This window comes from Streptomyces caelestis (assembly GCF_001279005.1).
Lineage (GTDB): Bacteria > Actinomycetota > Actinomycetes > Streptomycetales > Streptomycetaceae > Streptomyces > Streptomyces heliomycini.
Genome location: NZ_LGCN01000225.1, coordinates 1 through 16,756, shown reverse-complemented (window position 1 = coordinate 16,756; position 16,756 = coordinate 1). Strand labels below are relative to the sequence as shown.

15 protein-coding genes and 1 pseudogene are annotated in these 16,756 nt (G+C 73.2%); 3 read left to right on the top strand and 13 right to left on the bottom strand.

Annotation, left to right across the window (positions count from 1 at the left end; genetic code table 11):
• Window positions 1–144: 144 nt before the first annotated feature.
• The 11 genes from ADK41_RS28220 to ADK41_RS28170 form a co-directional block, all read right to left on the bottom strand.
• On the bottom strand, window positions 145–1,629 hold the full coding sequence (locus ADK41_RS28220) for an MFS transporter (RefSeq protein ID WP_051843589.1): 1,485 nt from the start codon (window positions 1,627–1,629) through the stop codon (window positions 145–147).
• Between the two features lie 100 nt (window positions 1,630–1,729).
• Window positions 1,730–2,215 (bottom strand): RrF2 family transcriptional regulator, encoded by a 486-nt coding sequence (locus ADK41_RS28215; RefSeq protein ID WP_234319112.1) that lies wholly within the window; start codon window positions 2,213–2,215, stop codon window positions 1,730–1,732.
• 80 nt (window positions 2,216–2,295) lie between these two features.
• Complete coding sequence (locus ADK41_RS28210) at window positions 2,296–3,891, bottom strand: FAD-dependent oxidoreductase (protein WP_051843591.1); 1,596 nt, start codon at window positions 3,889–3,891, stop codon at window positions 2,296–2,298.
• 5 nt (window positions 3,892–3,896) lie between these two features.
• Complete coding sequence (locus ADK41_RS28205) at window positions 3,897–4,700, bottom strand: arylamine N-acetyltransferase family protein (RefSeq protein WP_030835572.1); 804 nt, start codon at window positions 4,698–4,700, stop codon at window positions 3,897–3,899.
• Between the two features lie 10 nt (window positions 4,701–4,710).
• Window positions 4,711–5,766, bottom strand: coding sequence for a 3-oxoacyl-ACP synthase III family protein (locus ADK41_RS28200; RefSeq protein WP_234319113.1), 1,056 nt, complete (start codon window positions 5,764–5,766; stop codon window positions 4,711–4,713).
• Window positions 5,767–5,929: 163 nt separating this feature from the next.
• The gene (locus ADK41_RS28195; protein ID WP_030835579.1) at window positions 5,930–7,852 is read right to left on the bottom strand and encodes an anthranilate synthase family protein; all 1,923 of its coding nucleotides are present in this window, start codon (window positions 7,850–7,852) and stop codon (window positions 5,930–5,932) included.
• Window positions 7,849–8,472 carry an isochorismatase family protein gene (locus tag ADK41_RS28190; RefSeq protein ID WP_030835582.1) on the bottom strand — a complete coding sequence of 208 codons (624 nt, stop codon included), beginning with the start codon at window positions 8,470–8,472 and terminating at the stop codon, window positions 7,849–7,851. Before ADK41_RS28190 ends, ADK41_RS28195 begins: the two co-directional genes overlap by 4 nt.
• Before the next feature lie 125 nt (window positions 8,473–8,597).
• Entirely contained in the window at window positions 8,598–9,380 is a 783-nt protein-coding gene (locus ADK41_RS28185; protein ID WP_030835585.1) for a 2,3-dihydro-2,3-dihydroxybenzoate dehydrogenase, read from the bottom strand.
• Window positions 9,381–9,436: 56 nt separating this feature from the next.
• Window positions 9,437–10,606, bottom strand: coding sequence for a 3-deoxy-7-phosphoheptulonate synthase (locus tag ADK41_RS28180; RefSeq protein ID WP_030835587.1), 1,170 nt, complete (start codon window positions 10,604–10,606; stop codon window positions 9,437–9,439).
• 112 nt (window positions 10,607–10,718) lie between these two features.
• Entirely contained in the window at window positions 10,719–12,353 is a 1,635-nt protein-coding gene (locus ADK41_RS28175; RefSeq protein WP_037805244.1) for a carboxylesterase/lipase family protein, read from the bottom strand.
• A gap of 205 nt (window positions 12,354–12,558) precedes the next feature.
• Window positions 12,559–13,779 carry an IS701 family transposase gene (locus ADK41_RS28170; RefSeq protein ID WP_234319114.1) on the bottom strand — a complete coding sequence of 407 codons (1,221 nt, stop codon included), beginning with the start codon at window positions 13,777–13,779 and terminating at the stop codon, window positions 12,559–12,561.
• A 223-nt stretch (window positions 13,780–14,002) separates the two neighbouring features.
• Between ADK41_RS28170 and ADK41_RS28165 the strand changes: the two genes are divergently transcribed.
• Complete coding sequence (locus tag ADK41_RS28165; protein WP_234319115.1) at window positions 14,003–15,046, top strand: TIGR03571 family LLM class oxidoreductase; 1,044 nt, start codon at window positions 14,003–14,005, stop codon at window positions 15,044–15,046.
• A gap of 15 nt (window positions 15,047–15,061) precedes the next feature.
• On the opposite strand, the gene ADK41_RS28160 is transcribed toward ADK41_RS28165, so the two are convergent.
• Window positions 15,062–15,253, bottom strand: coding sequence for a hypothetical protein (locus tag ADK41_RS28160; protein ID WP_030835600.1), 192 nt, complete (start codon window positions 15,251–15,253; stop codon window positions 15,062–15,064).
• Between the two features lie 260 nt (window positions 15,254–15,513).
• Here ADK41_RS28160 and ADK41_RS41825 point away from each other — a divergent pair, with 260 nt between their 5' ends.
• Together ADK41_RS41825 and ADK41_RS42575 are read left to right on the top strand one after the other, a co-directional pair.
• A complete protein-coding gene (locus tag ADK41_RS41825) occupies window positions 15,514–15,690 on the top strand; it encodes a hypothetical protein (protein ID WP_158717722.1) in 177 nt (58 codons plus the stop codon).
• A 109-nt stretch (window positions 15,691–15,799) separates the two neighbouring features.
• Window positions 15,800–16,117, top strand: a complete 318-nt coding sequence (locus tag ADK41_RS42575) for a hypothetical protein (RefSeq protein ID WP_030835603.1) — start codon at window positions 15,800–15,802, stop codon at window positions 16,115–16,117.
• A gap of 21 nt (window positions 16,118–16,138) precedes the next feature.
• Here the strand turns inward: ADK41_RS42575 and ADK41_RS39915 are convergent.
• A pseudogene (locus tag ADK41_RS39915) lies at window positions 16,139–16,345 on the bottom strand (DnaB-like helicase C-terminal domain-containing protein); the annotation flags it as partial.
• Window positions 16,346–16,756: the final 411 nt, after the last annotated feature.

The window sequence follows — 16,756 nt, the reverse complement described above, 5'->3', positions numbered from 1 at the left end:
GACGGCATGGCACGGCACGGCATGCCGCTGCCCCGGCGCGCCGGGGCAGGCGGCGGACATGCCGGACCCCCGCACCCGCGGGGGAATGGTCGGTGCGAGGGGCCGGCGACCGGCGCGTCCGGGTGGGCGCGCCGGAGTGGGGGGTCAGACCTGGGCGGCCTGCGGCTTCTCGGGGACGGCGGCCGTGGCCTCGCCGCCCTGGGAGACGGTCCGCTTCTTCGGCTTCTCCAGGCCGAGGGCGACCAGTACGGTCAGCGCGATGCCGGCTGCGGCGATGTACACCGCGGTGCGCAGGCCGTCGGTGGTGGCGGAGCGCAGCGCCTCGCCGGTGAGGCCCTCGAGGCCGGAGTTGGCGACGGCCACCAGGACGGCGAGGCCGACCGCGCCACCGATCTGCTGCGTGGTGGAGGCCCAGCCGGAGGCGATGCCCTGCTCCATCGGGTCGATGCCGACCGTGGCGGCGCCGAACATCAGCGTGTAGCCGGCGCCCTGGCCGAGACCCATGACGACCATGCCGGGGATCAGCGCGACGTAGGAGCCGTCGGTGGCCAGGGTCAGGCCCAGGATCACGGTGCCGACGAGGCCCACCAGCAGGCTGGCGATCATGATGGCGCGCAGGCCGTACTTCGTGGCCAGGCGGCCGGCCGTCTGGGCACCGATGGCGATGGCGACCATCGGGACCAGGAACGCCAGGCCCGTCTCCAGCGCGCTGTAGCCGTGCACGCCCTGGAAGTAGACGGTCAGGAAGTAGAGCAGGGTGCCGAAGGTCGCCATGTAGAAGAAGGTGACGCCGGCGCCGGTGCTCAGGTTGCGGTTGCGGAACAGGCGCAGCGGCATCAGCGGGTCGCTGCTGCGCTTCTCGATGACGACGAAGGCCGCCAGCAGGGCCGCGCCGAGGACGAGTGCGCCGATGATCAGACCCGAGCCCCAGCCCGACTCCGGACCCTGGACCAGGGCGAAGACGACGGAGGTGGTGCCGACGGTGGAGGTCAGCGCACCGGCCAGGTCGAAGGAGCGGCGGCTGCCGCCCTTGGCGTCGGGGGCGATCAGCGGGAGGGCGGCCGCGATGGCGAGGACGGCCAGCGGGACGTTGACGTAGAAGACGGACTCCCAGCCGAACGCCTCGGTGAGGACGCCGCCGAGGAGGGAGCCGAGGATCATGCCGGAACCGCCGGCGGTGCCCCAGACGGCGAAGGCGCGGTTGCGCTCCTTGCCCTCGGCGAACTTGGTGGAGACCAGGGTCAGCGTGGCCGGGAAGAGGAACGCGCCGCCGATGCCCTGCACCGCGCGGGCCGCGACCAGCACCCAGGGGTCGGTGGCCAGACCGCCGAGCATCGAGGAGACGCCGTACAGGGACAGGCCGAGGATGAAGATGCGGCGGGGGCCCCACAGGTCGCAGGCCCGGCCGCCGAGCAGCAGGAACCCGCCGAACGCGACGGCGTAGGCGCTGATCACCCACTGCAGGTTCTGGGCGGAGAAGCCGAGTCCGTCGCCGATCTCGGGGAGGGCGACGTAGACGATGTTGTAGTCGATGGAGATGATCAGCTGGGCGAACGCCAGCAGCGCCAGGAGGAGTCCAGGGCGCCGACGCGGTGCCTCGGTGGCGGCGCCTGTGGCCGAAGACGGCATGACTGTGCCTTTCACTACGGGGTCATGGATGGGACGGGCGCGCTGGGCGCCACCGCCGGGGAGGCCCCGGCGCTTACAGGGGTGCGCTCTCGGTTCCGGTTCAGGTCCGGTCGAACCAGCGGCGAACCTGGTCCGGTGCCGCGGGGTTGGCCCGCCGGACCGTGTCCGCCAGCTCGGCGATCGTCCGGCTCGCCAGGTTGTGCCGCCAGGCCAGTTCTGCGTGGGAGAAGGCCTGGGCCACGGTGCAGGGGGTGCGGTGGCCGGCCAGGTCGGCGATGCCGCCGGCCGGGCCCTGGTGGCGGATGCCCGTGCACAGGAAGGCCCGTGCCGAACCGTCTATGGCCACCGCCACGTCCATCAGGGTGATCTCCTCCGGTTCGCGGCCCAGACGGAATCCGCCACGGGGTCCGGAGCGGGACGAGACGAGGCCGGCCCGTCCCAGTGCGTTCAGCTGCTTGTTCAGGTAAGCGGCGGGCAGGCCGTGGAACTCGGCCAGCCGGGCGGCGGGCACCGCCCTGTCGGGCGAGACCCAGGACAGGTTGATGCAGCAGTGCACCGCCCACTCCACGCCCTCTCGCAGCTTCATGTTGTGGACATTACGCATCGGCAATGTCCGCCAGAAGGGCCCGCCTCTTTTAATGTCAAGTCGCCTCGCGTACAACCGTTCTAGCTGTTCAGGACCTGTTTCAGCTCGGCCTCCAGACGGCCGAGATCGGCCTCGTGACCGTGTGCCGCGACGTGTCCGTCCGGCCGCACCAGCCAGTACCCGGCGCTGCGGCAGCCGGTGGCGAAGGCGCTCTCGCGGCGCCGCAGCACCACGGTGCGCACCGCCTCGCCGTGGCGGGCCACGACGTGCCCGGCCTCCGCGTGCCAGGCCTTCGACGGCGGCGCGAGGACCAGGGTCCAGGCGTGCGGGTCGACGTCGGGTCCGCTGATGCCGTACGCGAGGGCGTGCCGCCGCGGGAAGACGGCGCCGTCCTTCAGCCCGCCCGGTATCCGGTTGCGCACGCGGCAGCCGGCGAGCCCCGAGGGCAGCTGGGTGTCGCGCACCGGCGGGTAGGCCAGGCGCCGTCCGGCCATCACCGGGGTGTAGAACCGCGACACGGCGCCGGTGCGGTCGAGCAGTTTGAAGGCGGCGTCCCGGGCGAGCACCTTGGCCCGGCTGTTCGCCACCCAGGCACGGGTCTGCAGGTCGGTGTCGCGCACGATCTGGCGGGTGGCCTCCGAGCGCTCGGCGCCGTAGCCGGCGAGCAGCGACGCCGGTGACTCGCCGCGGATCACGGCGGCCAGCTTCCAGCCCAGGTTCTGGGCGTCCTGCAGGCCGTTGTTCATGCCCTGGCCGCCGGCCGGGCTGTGCACGTGCGCGGCGTCGCCGGCGAGGAAGACGCGTCCGACGCTGAAGTCGGAGGCGTGCCGGGCGTGCACGCGGAAGACCGCCTGCCACACGGCCTCGGTCAGCCGCACCCCGCGCGGTCCGCGCTCCTCGAGGATCCCCCGCATCATCTCCAGGGAGACCTCGTGGCGGCCCTGCGGCATGACGGACAGGAAGCGGTAGACGCCGCCGGGCATCGGCACGACGACCAGGGCGCCGCTGGGCGCCTGGTAGAACAGGCACTCGTCCGACGGGAGTTCGCCCTCGATCCGCGCGTCCACGAGCGCGAAGGACATCTCGTACGTGCTGCCCTGGAAGCCGATGCCGAGCTGGCCGCGCACCGCACTGCCGGCGCCGTCGGCGCCGACCACGAAGGGCGCCCGGATGCGGTCGAGGCCTCCGCCGGGCAGCTCCACGACGGCGGTGACGCCGTCGCTCGCGCCGATGTCGCCGGAGAAGTCCACGCCCTCCAGGGCCAGCAGCCGCACCCCGCGTTCCACCTTGCCGCCGAGCCCGGCGAAGCGCTCGGCGAGCAGCCGCTCGGTCACGTGCTGCGGCAGCACCCGGCAGGCGGTGTCCTCGGTCAGGGCGAAGGAGGCGAGCGGCTTGCGTTCGGAGAAGTAGCTGAGCCGGTTGACCAGGCCGGACTCGCGCATGACGCCGTCGGCGAGTCCCGCGTCCTCCAGGATGTCGAGGGCGCGGGGCCACACGGACAGCGCCTTGGGGGTGGTCGACGGCTTCTCGGCACGGTCGATGACGCGCACCCGTATGCCGCGGCGCATCAGTTCCACGGCGGTCAGCAGGCCGGTGGGTCCGGCGCCGACGACCAGCACGTCCAGGTCGGACGTGCCGGCCGCGGTCCCGGAATTTTGGGTGGTGTTGTCGGTCATCGTGCTCAATCCGTCCGCACGCCGGCGGTGACGCCCCCGGCGGGCTCGTCGGGCAGGCGGTCCAGGGTGATGCCGAAGTACTTCTTGTAGGCCTCCAGGGTCTCCGGCCCGCCGTCGAGGGCGAACTTGGAGCGCTCCTCGCCGGCGACCATGCTCACCTGGCGGTTGCCCTTGAGGGTGATCAGGCCGTCGGGGGTGCGCATGGAGCAGAACAGGCCCTGCAGGAACGACGAGTCGGGCGAGGTGCGGTACCACCACAGGGCGGGGGCGAAGTCGTCGATCGTCACCGGCCGGTCGGCGACCCGGTACAGGGGCTTGCCGGCGAGGTGGACGTCGATGACGCCGTCGCTCACGTCGTGCAGCTGGTAGTCGCCGTGCGGGTCGTGCTGGACCTCGCGCGAGGCCAGGTTCAGCGGGAAGCGGCTGTTGCGGCCGAAGCCGACGTCGACCAGCCACTCCTCGCCGTCGGCCTTGACGCGCAGCGCCAGGTGGCCGAGGAAGGGGCCGAGGACCCCGCCCGGGCGGTGCACCCAGCCCGGCAGGATGTCGACCTCGTAGCCGAGCGAGGTCAGCAGGAACGACAGGGCGGGGTTCACCTCGAAGCAGCCGCCGCCGCGGTGGTCGCGCACGATCTTCTGCAGGACGCGTTCGTCCATGAAGATCTCCTCGCCGAGGTGGTAGCCGAGGTTCTCGAAGGGGACCGACAGGAGGTGGCGCTCCATCAGGTGGCGGAGCCCTTCGAGGTCCGCGCGCTCGGGCCGCGTCGCGCCGATCCGACGCAGGTAGTCGTCCATGATGCCGTCCAACATCACCGTCTCCTTAGGCGTACATGGTGCTGAGTGAGGGGTGGGGGCGCTGCCAGCGCAGGAGTGACAGGCCCATCGCCATGCCGCCGCCGAAGGCGGCCAGCAGGACGAGGTCCCCGTCGTCGAGCTCTCCCGAGCGGGCCGCCCGGTCGAGGGTGACGGGGACCGAGGCGGCTCCGGTGTTGCCGAAGTCCTCGTAGCTGAAGCGGGTGTGGCCGTCCACGATGCCGATCGTGGCCGAGAGGTCCTCGAGCATCCGCCCGTTGGCCTGGTGCGGCACGAAGTGGTCGACGTCGCGGGTGGTGAAGCCGGCCTCCTCGACGAAGGCGGTGATGGCCGGGGCGACCGTGGCGTTCACGAAGTCGCGCACCCCGCGCCCGTTCATGGTGAAGTAGTGCAGGCCCTCGGCGAGGGTCTCGGCGCTCGCCGGCAGGCGGCTGCCCCCGGCCGGCACCTCGATCAGGTCGCGTTCGGCGCCGAATCCGGCCAGCCGTCCGGCCAGCACGCCGCGTCCGGGCCGGGCCGGGCCGAGCACCACCGCTCCGGCGCCGTCGCCGAAGAGGATGGCGGTGCGCCGGTCGGCGTGGTCGAGGATGCGGGAGTACACGTCCGCGCCGATGACCAGCGCGTACGGCGAGTCGGAGCCCGCCAGGACGTGCTGGGCGGCGTTCAGCGCGAACACGAAGCCGCTGCAGACGGCGTTGACGTCGAACGCGGCGGCGCCGTGGCCCGCGCCGAGGCCGTCGGCGACCACGCTGGCGGTCGGCGGCTGCGGCTGGTCGGGGGTGGAGGTCGCGACCACGATCAGCGAGAGGTCGGCGGCGACGATGCCGGCGGCCTCCATCGCGGCCCGGCCCGCGGCGATCGCCAGGTCCGAGGTGGCCTCGTCCGGTTTGGCCCGGCGCCTGTTGCGTATCCCGGTCTTGCGCCGGATCCACTCGTCGGTGACCCCGGCGGCGGCTCCCACCTCGTCGTTGCCGACGACGTGCGAGGGCAGGCAGGACCCCGTTCCCAGGATCGCGATGCCTGCGCTCGTCCGGCCGGACCGGGCCATGCCCGTGGTGATCATTGTGTGACCCTTCCGTCAGAGTTCGGGCCTTTCCGCGCAGGCCGATGCTCCCGATCCCGCCCCGCCCCGGGCAAAGGCCGGGCGCCGAACCCGTCAGGTCGCGGGGGAGTACGTCAGATGGCGGCCGGCCCGGCGCCCCTCGCGCCGGGCCGGCCGCCGGGCGTCACGCGGCCGACGCCAGCGGGGATCCGCTCAGCAGGCCGCGCACCAGCTCGCCGGTGATGGCGACCCCGTTCTGGGTGAGCACGGACTCGGGGTGGAACTGCATCGACGCGAAGTGGGTGCCGCGCATCGCGTGGACCTCCCTGCTGTCGGGATCGCGGGCGATCTCGACGACGCCGACCCCGTCCGCCTCGACCTTGTCCTCGCCGCTCGAGGCCGCGAACGTGTTGTAGAAGCCGACGCGTTCGCGCCGCCCGAACAGGTCGACGTCCCGCTGGACGCCCTGGTTGGGCACGGACCGGCGCACCAGGTCCAGGCCGAGGCGGCGGCTGAGCACCTGGTGGCTGAGGCAGATGGCCAGGAACGGCCGTTGTTCCTCGATCAGCCGCGCGATCGTGCCGTCCAGGTGGGCGATCTTGGGGTGGGCCAGGTCGCGCGGGTCACCGGGGCCGGGGCCCATCACCACCAGGTCGTAGCCCTCGACGCGGTACGGCTCGTCGAAGCGCGTGACCGTCACCTCCAGGCCCAGGGAGCGCAGCTGGTGCCCGATCATCGAGGTGAAGGTGTCCTCGGCGTCCACCACCAGGACCCTGCGGCCCGCCGGCAGGGCCGCCCGCCCGGCGGGCCGCGCCCCGTCCGCGAGCCAGAACCCGGCGATGGTCGCGTTACGGGCCTCGAGCGCCCGGCACACCTCGGGGTGGGCCGCGAAGCGGGCCGCGCCCCCGCCCTCCAGGGCGGCGAGCAGCCCGGCGGCCTTGGCGTGGGTCTCGGCCACCTCGGACAGCGGGTCGGAGTGGCGCACCAGGGTGGCCCCGACGCCGATGCGCACCGTGCCGCGCGCGTCGATGTCGGCGGTGCGGATGCAGATCGCGGAGTCCAGGGCCGAGCCGCCCTCGGCGTCCCGGCCGATCAGGGCGAGGACGCCGCTGTAGTAGCCGCGGCCCTGCTGCTCGTACCGGCCGATGACCCGGCAGGCGCTCTCCAGCGGGGAGCCGGTGACCGTCGGCGCGAACAGGGTCTCGCGCAGCACCTCGCGCGGGTCGCTGGCGGTCTCGCCCTCGATGAAGTACTCGGTGTGCGCGAGCCGGGCCATCTCCTTGAGGAAGGGGCCCGTCACCCGGCCGCCCCCGGGGCAGATCCGGGCCATCATCTTCAGTTCCTCGTCGACGACCATGTACAGCTCGTCGGCCTCCTTGCGGTCGGCGAGGAAGTCCATGACCTCCGGGAGGGTGGGGCCGGTGGCCGGGTAGCGGTAGGTGCCGGAGATCGGGTTCATCACCGCGGTGCCGTCGTGCACGCTGATGTGCCGCTCGGGCGTGGCGCCGACCAGGGTGCGCTCGCCGGTGTGCACGACGAACGTCCAGTACGCGTTCTTCTCGTTCTCCAGGAGCCGTTTGAAGAAGGTCAGGGCGCTGCGCGGGGTGTAGTCGGAGATGTCGACGGTGAAGGTCCGCTTGATGACGAAGTTGGCGCCCTCGCCGGTGCCGATCTCGTCGGCGATGATCCGCCGGACGGTCTCGGCGTAGGCGTCGTCGTCGACGTCGAAGCGGGCTCCGGTGGTGCGGATGGGGTCGTCGGGCAGCCGTTGCAGTACGGCGGCCAGCGGGGCGGTCTCCTGCCGGGCGACGCTCAGCGCCACCAGCGGGGTGCCGTCGTCGTGGCCGGTGAAGCCCCGTTCGGCGATCTGCCGGTAGGGGACGAGGGCGAGCACCTCGTGCCGGGGGGCGCCGGTGGCCCCGGACGGTTCGGGCAGCGGGATGCCGGCCAGGGTCCCGGGGTGCGACACCTCGCCGACGAGGATGTCGAGCACGCCGGGGCCGGTGGCCTCGGGGCGGTGCAGCAGGGCGAACGGCGGTGGCGTGGGGCCGAGGATCTCGTCGAGCAGACCGCCCTCGTGGGGGCGTCCGGCGCGGGTGCCGGTCATGCGAAGACCTCCTTGGCGGTGGTGACGACCGCGCAGCGCGCGGCCGCGTACTCGACGGCCATCCGGTGGCGGCTCTCGTCGAAGTCGGCGACGGCGTCGGCGACCAGGAACGTCTCGATGTCGTGGCTGAACGCCTCCACCGCGGTGATCAGCACGCCGACGTGGGCGTAGACCCCGCAGACGATGAGCTGGTCGCGCTGGTGGAAACGCATCCGGGTGAGCAGGTCGGTGTGGTGGAAGGCGCTGTAGCGCCACTTGGTGACCAGCCAGTCCCCGTCGCGGGGGGCGAGGGCGTCGACCACGGCGCGGTCCGCGGGCGCCGGACGCATGCCCGGCCCCCAGAAGTCCTTGAGCAGGCCCCGCTGGTGGGTGCTCATGCCGCCGGGCTGGGCGGTGTAGGCGACGGGGATGCCGAGGTCGGCGCAGCGTTCGCGCAGGTGGGCGGCGTTGTGCACGAGCTGGCCGCGCAGCGGCTCGGGGAACGGCTGGAGGAAGTAGCGCTGCATGTCGTGGACGAGCAGCACCGCGCGGGCGGGATCGGGGATCCACGGGGCGGTGTTCGCCGGCAGCTCGGACGAGGTGGGCAGGGGGTAGGACTCGATGGGCGGGAGGCCGGTCATCGGGGCTCGGTGTCCTTTCTCGTCGGTGCGGACCGCGCCCCGAGGGGGCGCGGGGGAGCCGCGCGGCCGGTGCGGGCCCGCGGTCCACCGGACCGCGTTCCTTCTCCGGCCGCGCGCGACGGGCGCTAGGCGCCCAGGGCGGCCCCGCCGTCGACGGTCAGGGTGTGCAGGGTGATGTGGGAGGCCTCGTCGGAGAGCAGGAAGGCGACGGCGTGCGCGACGTCGGCGGGCCGGGCGAGCTTGCCCAGCGGGATGCCGACCCGGAACGCCTCCGGGCTCCCGGCGATGGTGGCGTGCGGACCGGACGCGTCCTGCCACATCGAGCTGAGCATCGGGGTGTCGGTGGAGCCGGGCGCGACGATGTTGCAGCGGATGCCGTGCCGGGCCACCTCCAGGCCGAGGCTCTTGGTGAACATCTCCGCGGCCGCCTTGGAGGCCGCGTACGCCGCCATCCCCGAACGGGGCGTCACGGCCGCGTTGGACGCGACGGTGACGACGGCTCCGCGGCCGCGCGCCACCATGCGGCCCACCACGGAGCGCGACAGGTGGAAGACGCCGGTGGTGTTGACGGCGAAGGTGCTGTTCCAGTCGTCGTCGCTGAAGGTGCTCACCTCGCCGAGGCGCAGCACTCCGGCGGCGTTGACGAGGTAGTCGACCGGGCCGAGGCGCTGTTCGATCTCCGCGACGACGGTCTCGACCGCGGCGCTGTCGGTGACGTCCGCGGCGAAGGGCGACACCGGCAGCCCGTCCGCGCCCATCTTCTCGGTCACCTCGTCGAGCTGCTCGGCGTCGCGGTCCACCGCGGCCACCGCGACACCCCGTTCGCCCAGGACGCGGGCCACGGCCGTGCCGATGCCGCCGGCGGCGCCGGTGACCAGGGCCAGTCTGCTCTCGCTCGTGTGCTGCATGTCGTGCCTTCCTCCTTCACTGCCGTGCGGGTGGGGACCGCCACGCCCGGGGCGGCTCATATGTGCCACGCGGAGACGACGGAGATGGCCTGGCCGGCGTTGAGCCGCGGGTCGCAGAAGCTCTCGTAGGCGTCGCCGATCCTGGCGGCCTCCGTCTCGTTCGCCGCGCACTCCAGGACGGCGTCGGGGGTCGCCTCCAGGTGCAGACCGCCGGCGACGCCGCCGTGGTCCACGACCGCCTGGTGGAACGCGACGACCTCGCGCTCGGCCGCCTCCACGTAACGGGTCTTGAATCCGCCGGGGGTGGTCACGGTGTTGGCGTGCAGCGGGTCGGTCAGCCAGATCACCGGGTGACCGGCCTCGCGCACCGCCTCGACCAGCGGGGGCAGGGCGTCGGCGACGGCGCCGGCGCCCATGCGGGCGATGAGGGTGAGCCGTCCCGCCTCGCGCCGCGGGTCCAGCAGCCGGCACAGCTCCAGCACCTCGTCCGTGGTGGTGCGCGGGCCCACCTTGCAGGCCACGGGGTTGGTCACGCCGGCCAGCAGGGCGACGTGCGCGCCGTCCGGCTGCCGGGTGCGCTCCCCGATCCACGGCCAGTGGGTGGAGGCCAGCAGGGTCCCGTCCGCCTCGCTCCGCAGCAGCGGGACCTCGTAGTCGAGCAGCAGGGCCTCGTGGCTGGTCCACATCGCGGGGTCGATGCGGTCCGACCCGGACGATCCGTTCCAGCCGAGGTGGCTCATGATGTCGTCGGCCGCCATGTAGCCGGTCAGCAGGCGCAGCGGATCGGGCCGGCGGCCCTCGGGCGTGGGATCGGGATCGTTGACCATGTGGCCGCGGTAGACGGGCAGTTCGAGACCGCCGACCTGCTCGGTGGACTGCGAACGCGGCTTGGTGAACTGTCCCGCGATGCGGCCCACGCGGATCACCGGCTTGCCGGCGACCAGCCGGAGCGCGCCGGCCAGCAGGTCGAGCAGGGCCGCCTTGCGGGCGACGTGCCCGGCGGAACTCTCGTTGGGGTCCTCCGCACAGTCCCCGGCCTGCACCACCAGGGCCTCGCCGGCCGCGACCCGGGCGAGCTGGCGGCGCAGGGTGCGCACGTCGTCACCGCGCACCAGCGGGGGACGGCTCGCGAGGTCCGACCGGACCCGGCGCACCTGATCGGGGTCGTCCCAGGGCGGCTGCTGGGGAGCGAACTTGAGTTCGATATCGACGAGCGAGTTGTCCACGAATCTCTCCAGACGCAAGAAGTGGGCAGTGCGCCCACGCATACGGGCGCGCGGGTGGTGGGGAGACCGGCCCGGGAAAGAGACCGGTCCATGCGCCGTGCGTGACGGCGGGTCAGAGGCGGGGCTCCCAGCCGACGGTGTCCCAGAAGCCGAGCTGGGCGAGCTTCGGGGTGCGGGCGACCTCGGCGATGCCGGGCCCGCCGAGGACGAGCGTGCTGGGTGCTCCGGGGGTGAACGGCGGCCAGTCGGCCGTGTTCGGGGTGTGGGGGGCGGAGGTACGGGCGAAGGCGGCCACGGCGTCGACGAAGATGTCGGACAGCAGCCGCTCGACGGGCCCGTCGCCGAAGACCGGGGCGAACTGCGGCAGCCGGTGGGTGCCGAACAGGAACGGCGAGGTCGCCTCGTGCGGGGTGCCGAAGTGGGGCGGCAGCGCCGGGTGGGCGAACTCCATCGCGTACAGGGGGCTGGTGCCGAGCCGGGCGTGGCGCTCGGCGAACCGGACGATCTGGTGCCGGAAGAACGCGTCCCCCAGGACCTCGGTCCACAGGGACAGCGGGTCGGCCGGCAGACCGGCGTCCTGGGCCGCGGCCCGGTAGGCGGTGGCGCAGGCGGCCGCGAGGTCGTCACCGGCGCCCGGCCGGCCCAGGTCCAGCACCTCGCGCACGACCCGCACCAGCTCGGCGTCGTCACGGGGGGCGGGCGCGGGCTGCGGGGAACTCGGGCCGGTGTAGAAGGCGCCCTCGGTGCTGGTGTGGACCGACAGCACGGGCACGTCGGGCGTCGGCATCCGGTGGTCGTGGGCGGGCATGGTGCGCCCGTCCACGACCGGGCCGCGGTACCAGCGCCCGCTGCCCACGATCCGGTCCTCGGGCCGCGGGGCGAAGACCTCGTCCCAGGCCCCGACGAGCGCGGCGGCCGGCACGGCCCGCAACCCGGCGACGGTGGTGCCCAGACGGCGGGCCACGGCCTCGTAGGCGGTGCGGGAGTCCTCGGGCGTCAGGGCGGTGGCGGGCGGCGTGACGTGGCTGGGACTGATCGACACGATGCGCCGGATCAGGCCGCGCAGAGCGGGCAGCAGCGCCAGCTGCCAGGCCGTGGCGCCGCCCGCCGAGGTGCCGCACACGGTGATGTTGCCCGGGTCCCCGCCGAAGGCGGCGGCGTTGGCGTGCACCCAGCGCAGCAGCGCCTCCTGGTCCTGCAGCCCCCAGTTGGCGAAGTGCCCGGTCTCCGGGTCGGCCAGGTCCTCGTGCAGACCGAACCCGAGGACGCCGAGGCGGTAGTTGAAGGTGACGACGACCAGGTCGCCGCGGTGCGCGAGCCGCGCCCCGTCGTACGCGGGCAGACTGCCGGCCCCGGCCTGCCAGCCGCCGCCGTGGACGTAGACCAGGACCGGCCGGCTGCCGCCGGGGTCGGGCGTCCAGACGTTGGCGTACAGCGAGTCCTCGTCGCTGGGCGGCACCGGCCGGTTGGGGATGACGCTCTGGAAGGAGACGTCGGTGAAGCGCACGGCCTCCCGCACGCCGGACCAGGGCACGGGGGGCCGCGGGGAGGCGAAACGCAGGGCGCCCACCGGCGGTGCGGCGTACGGGACGCCGCGGAAGACGGCGACGCGGCCGGCGCGTTCGCCGGCCACCCGCCCGGCCGACGTGCGCACCACGACCCGGTTCCCGGTCACGGCGCGGGACGGGCCCGCGACGACGGCGGACACACCCGGACGCTTGCCTGCGGCCTGCGACTGGCTGGCCATGGTGGACTCCTCGGGCACTCGGACGGATCGGTCCGCCGATCCTGTTCCGCCGCTTCGGAGGTCGCCAAAGGCCGTTCCGGCAATCCGTCAGCTGCCCCGCAGAGTCCGTCAGCTCACCGGCCGGATCGGTCGGTGAGCTGACACAACGGGCGATGATTTTCGGACAGGGCCTTGACCCGTCCGTACACTGCGCCGCTCCTCGCGCTCACGCGGGCACGGAGGCCACCTCCGCCGCCGGCTCGGCCGTACCGGACAGCACCGCGACGGCGTGGGCGGCCGAGGCGAGGGTGGCGTGCCGGTGCCAGCCGTTGAAGGAGCGGCCGGAGAAGTCCTTCACGCCCACCCGCTCGGCGATCCTCGCGAAGTCCTGCTCCACGCGCCGGGTCGCCCGGATCAGCCGCAGCAACTGGGCGGGATGCAGGTCGGTGATGTTGGTCAGCCACAGCTCACCCGGCCAGCGCCCGCCGTTCTCGCCGACGCCGAGGAGCACCAGGCCGCCGTGCCGGGAGGGCCGGCGGGAGGCGCGCTGGGGCAGCCGCACCTTGACGGCCGCGGTCAGACCCGCGTGCACACCGCCGCCGTCCGGCCCGCGCTGGATGACCGGCTGGCGCAGCGGACGCGCCACCAGCATCAGCTGGTGCGCCGTCATCTCCGTCTCGGCGGTCGTACGGGGCAGACCCGGGTCGACCGCGGCCACCCGCAGGTTGGCGCTGACCCGCAGCAGCATCGGCGCCCCCACGGCCCGCAGCCCGGCCACGACCCCCGCGACGTCGGCCTCGCGGGCGTCCATGACGGCCGGACGGGCCGGCAGGCCCCAGTCCCGGACGGTGCCGCAGTACGCCTCCACACAGCACTGGTCCATGGTCTCGGCCGAGGCGCTCTCCGGGATCGACGCCTGCCGGCGCCGGGTGGCGTCGTCCAGCCACGCCTCCGGCAGGTGCAGACGCCAGTTGACGGGAGTGCTGTGCTCGTCCGACACCGCCCACACGCCGACGGCCTGCTGCGCGTTCGTCATCTGGCCGCGGGCGGGGTCGAAACGACGGTCCACACCGACCGAACTGTCGCCCGCCTTGGGGATCACCATCGGCCGCAGCACGTAGGCACGGGCCGGCACGAGCTCCTCCAGATGACGGGCGAGGGCGCGGCGCACGGGACTCCAGTCCCAGGTGGAACCGCTGATGAAGTGGTGCAGGCTCTGCTCCGCCGCCTCACCGCCGAACAACGAGGAGATGTTCCGTATCGACTTGCGGCCCTCGACACCGAGCAGGCCCTGTACGTACTCCACGCCCCGGCGCCGCTGGTCGCTGCGCGGCAGGGACTCGAAGAGCACCGTGCTCAGCTCCTCCAGGACGCGCTCGGGGGAGTCCCCCGGTGCCGGGGGGAACAGCTCGTCCTGCATGGTGCGCCTGTGCAGTCTGGTCTGCATTCCGTCCCACCTCGCCACTCGTTCCCGACTGCGTGCTCAGGCAGCCTCGGACGGGGCGTCCAAGACGAGACCAAGGCGTGGCAAACGTGCTGGTCAAGAGGATGTTTCGAGGCTACGCGGGCGCGGGCGGGCACGGCGGCGCGGTGCGCGGACCGGCCAGGTACGGTGCGCGGTTTCGGCAGGCGGGGAGGGAGGCGGCCCTTACGTTGACGCACGGAGACCGGTGGCAGTGGGCGAATTCTTCCTCGGAGGCCGTATGTCCTGCTTCGACTCACGGTTCGCGGCGCACCCCGGATACGCGCGCATGTTCCGCCCCGGCGCCCTGACCCTGGGCGTGTTCCTCCCCCTGGAGCCGTACGACGGGCCGGCGGCCCGGATGGACGCCGCCGGGCAGACCGAACGCGCCGTCCAGGCCGAGCGCGCCGGGTTCGCGGCCCTGTGGGCGCGTGACATCCCGCCGCCGGCCCCGGCGTTCGGCGACACCGGGCGGGCGTACGACCCCTGGACCTGGCTGACCCACATCGCGGCGCGCACCTCGCGCATCGCCCTGGCCACCGGCTCGACCGTGCTGCCGCCGCACCGTCCCGTCGACACCGCGAAGTCCGCCGCCCGCCTGGACCTGCTCAGCGGACGGCGCCTGGTGCTCGGCGCGGCCGCCGGGGACCGGAGCGTGGAGTTCCCCGCGTACGGGCCCGACCGCGACGACAGCGGGGCGCTGTTCCGCACCGCCGTCTCCACCCTGCGCCGCCTGTGGACGGAGGACTCCCCGGCCGCCGGCCCGCACCACGGCGCCTTCGGCGACGCGGGCGTGCCGCCCGGGCCGTCCGAGCCGTCCGGCGGCCGCGTCCCGGTCCTGGTGACGGGCCACAGCCGGCAGAGCGTGCCGTGGATCGCCGAGCACGCCGACGGCTGGCTCATGGAGCCGCGCCCGCTGATCCAGCAGTGCCGCACCACGGCGCTGTGGCGGAAGGCGGTCCACGACGCGGGCGAGCCCCGCAAACCGTTCGCGCAGACGCTCCGCCTCGACCTCGTCGACCGGCCCGACGCCCGCCCCCGCGCCATCCCGCTCGGCTACCGGACCGGGCGGCGCTATCTGCGCAGCCACCTCGAAGGGCTGCGGGACACCGGCGTGCACCACGTCGTGCTCGACCTCCGGCACGGCCGCAGGCCGGCCGCCGAGGTGCTGCGGGAGCTCGGCGAGTACGTCCTGCCGCACTTCCCCGCGCACGCGACGTACGCGCAGGCGCCGGCGGTCTCCGCCGCCTGAGGCCCGGGCCCCGCCTCAGGTCCCGTTGCGCGACGGCTGCGGTGCGCCGCAGCGGCGGCAGACGGCCGCGTGCCGTGCCGCGTACTCCTCGCCCGGGTGCCGGCCCGCGGACCGGGCGGACCCGCACGGCGGGTCGAGGTCGATCTCCACCCCCGCGGGCACCATCAGCCAGCGGGCCGGTGTCATCTCGTGCTCTTCGTGCCGCATTCCGCCTCCTCACCTGGACCGTGCCTTACCGGCGCGTCCGGACGGGACCGCCTCGCCCAAAGTGGACCCGTCCGGTCCAGGCCCGGTGAAGCCACGGCCAACGACCTGGTCCGGCGGAACGTGCGGCGGCCGTCCTGTCAGGAACTGTCGTCACATACGATGCGCCAGCCCGGGACCAGGGGACGGAGGCTGTTGCCCACTCGGTACCGGACAGTTCATGGCGACGTATCACCCGACCACGATCCCCAAACGAAGATCATTTGACGACAGACCCTGGAGTCCTCGTCATCTGGGTGCCGGTGGGCCAGGGCGAACTGCGTCCCCTGGTCGACGGCCTGACCGCTGCGGACTGGCTGACGGAAGCCGCTGCCCCCCACACCCACCTCGCCGGTCGGCTGACCGAAGGCGTCCTCCCGCTCACCTGCCCTGTTGCCTAGCCGTGCCGCCGTTTCCCTGCCGTGCGCGCTGATCGCGTGTAAAGAAAATGGCTCGCACACCACCGGGTGGTGTGCGAGCCAAAGAAAAGAGGGGCAGTGGCCGAAGCGAGTGCCCCTTCAAGTCTGGAACCACCTTAGCCGATCCCAGCTCAACGACGTCACCAAGGCGTTCCGCATCGCCATGCGCCGCCTCTACCGGACCCGCAACATCATCCTCCACGGCGGAGCCACCCACGGTGTCGCGCTCGAAGCGTCCCTTCGCTCTGCCGCCCCGCTCCTCGGCGCTGGCCTCGACCGCATCGTCCACGCCTCCTACACCGAGGACCTTGACCCCCTCGACCTGGCTGCCCGCGCCGAAGTCGCCCTCCAGCTCGTCCACGGCGAGACCGGGCTGACCACGGTGGATCTGCTCGAACCCGTCCGGTGAGGCTTGGGACAGAGGCGGAGGTCAGGTCTGCGGCATGTCGACGAACCGTCTGTAGTGGCCTTGGAACGCGGTGATGATCACCGCCGTGGGCCCCTGTCGGTGTTTCGCCACGTAGAAATCGGCTTCGCCGGCCCGCGGGGTGTCCAGGGTGCAGGCGTCCTCCCGGTGGAGTAGCAGGATGGTATCTGCGGCGAACGTGATGGCTCCGGACTCGCGGAGGTCGTCCAGCTAGCCGCAGCACCACCCGCATCACCGACCTGGTCAAGGCCGTGCTCGCGCTTCACCTCGCGACGTCAAGCTGAGGTTGGAAACGGCTCACCGCCTAGAGGGCGAGGGCGCCGGTCACGGGACGGAGCGTCACCTCACCCGGTTCCGGCCCGCCGAAGGGTGAGCCGCGGGATCTTCACTCAACGCGTACGTGTGCCTACTTTCCGTGCGGTAGTGTCGCAACAAATCGGCCCCCGCGACGGCTTGCACCCCGTTCGCGAGGGCCTGGACCACTAGTGGAAGGCACCAGCTCCACCGTGATGTACCGGCACCATATCGCGCCCCCGCGCGGCTTCTCCCAGTTCTCCCACGACCTGATCCGGCACCCCCGGCTGTCCTCCGACGCCGTGCGGCTGCTGACCTGGCAGCTCT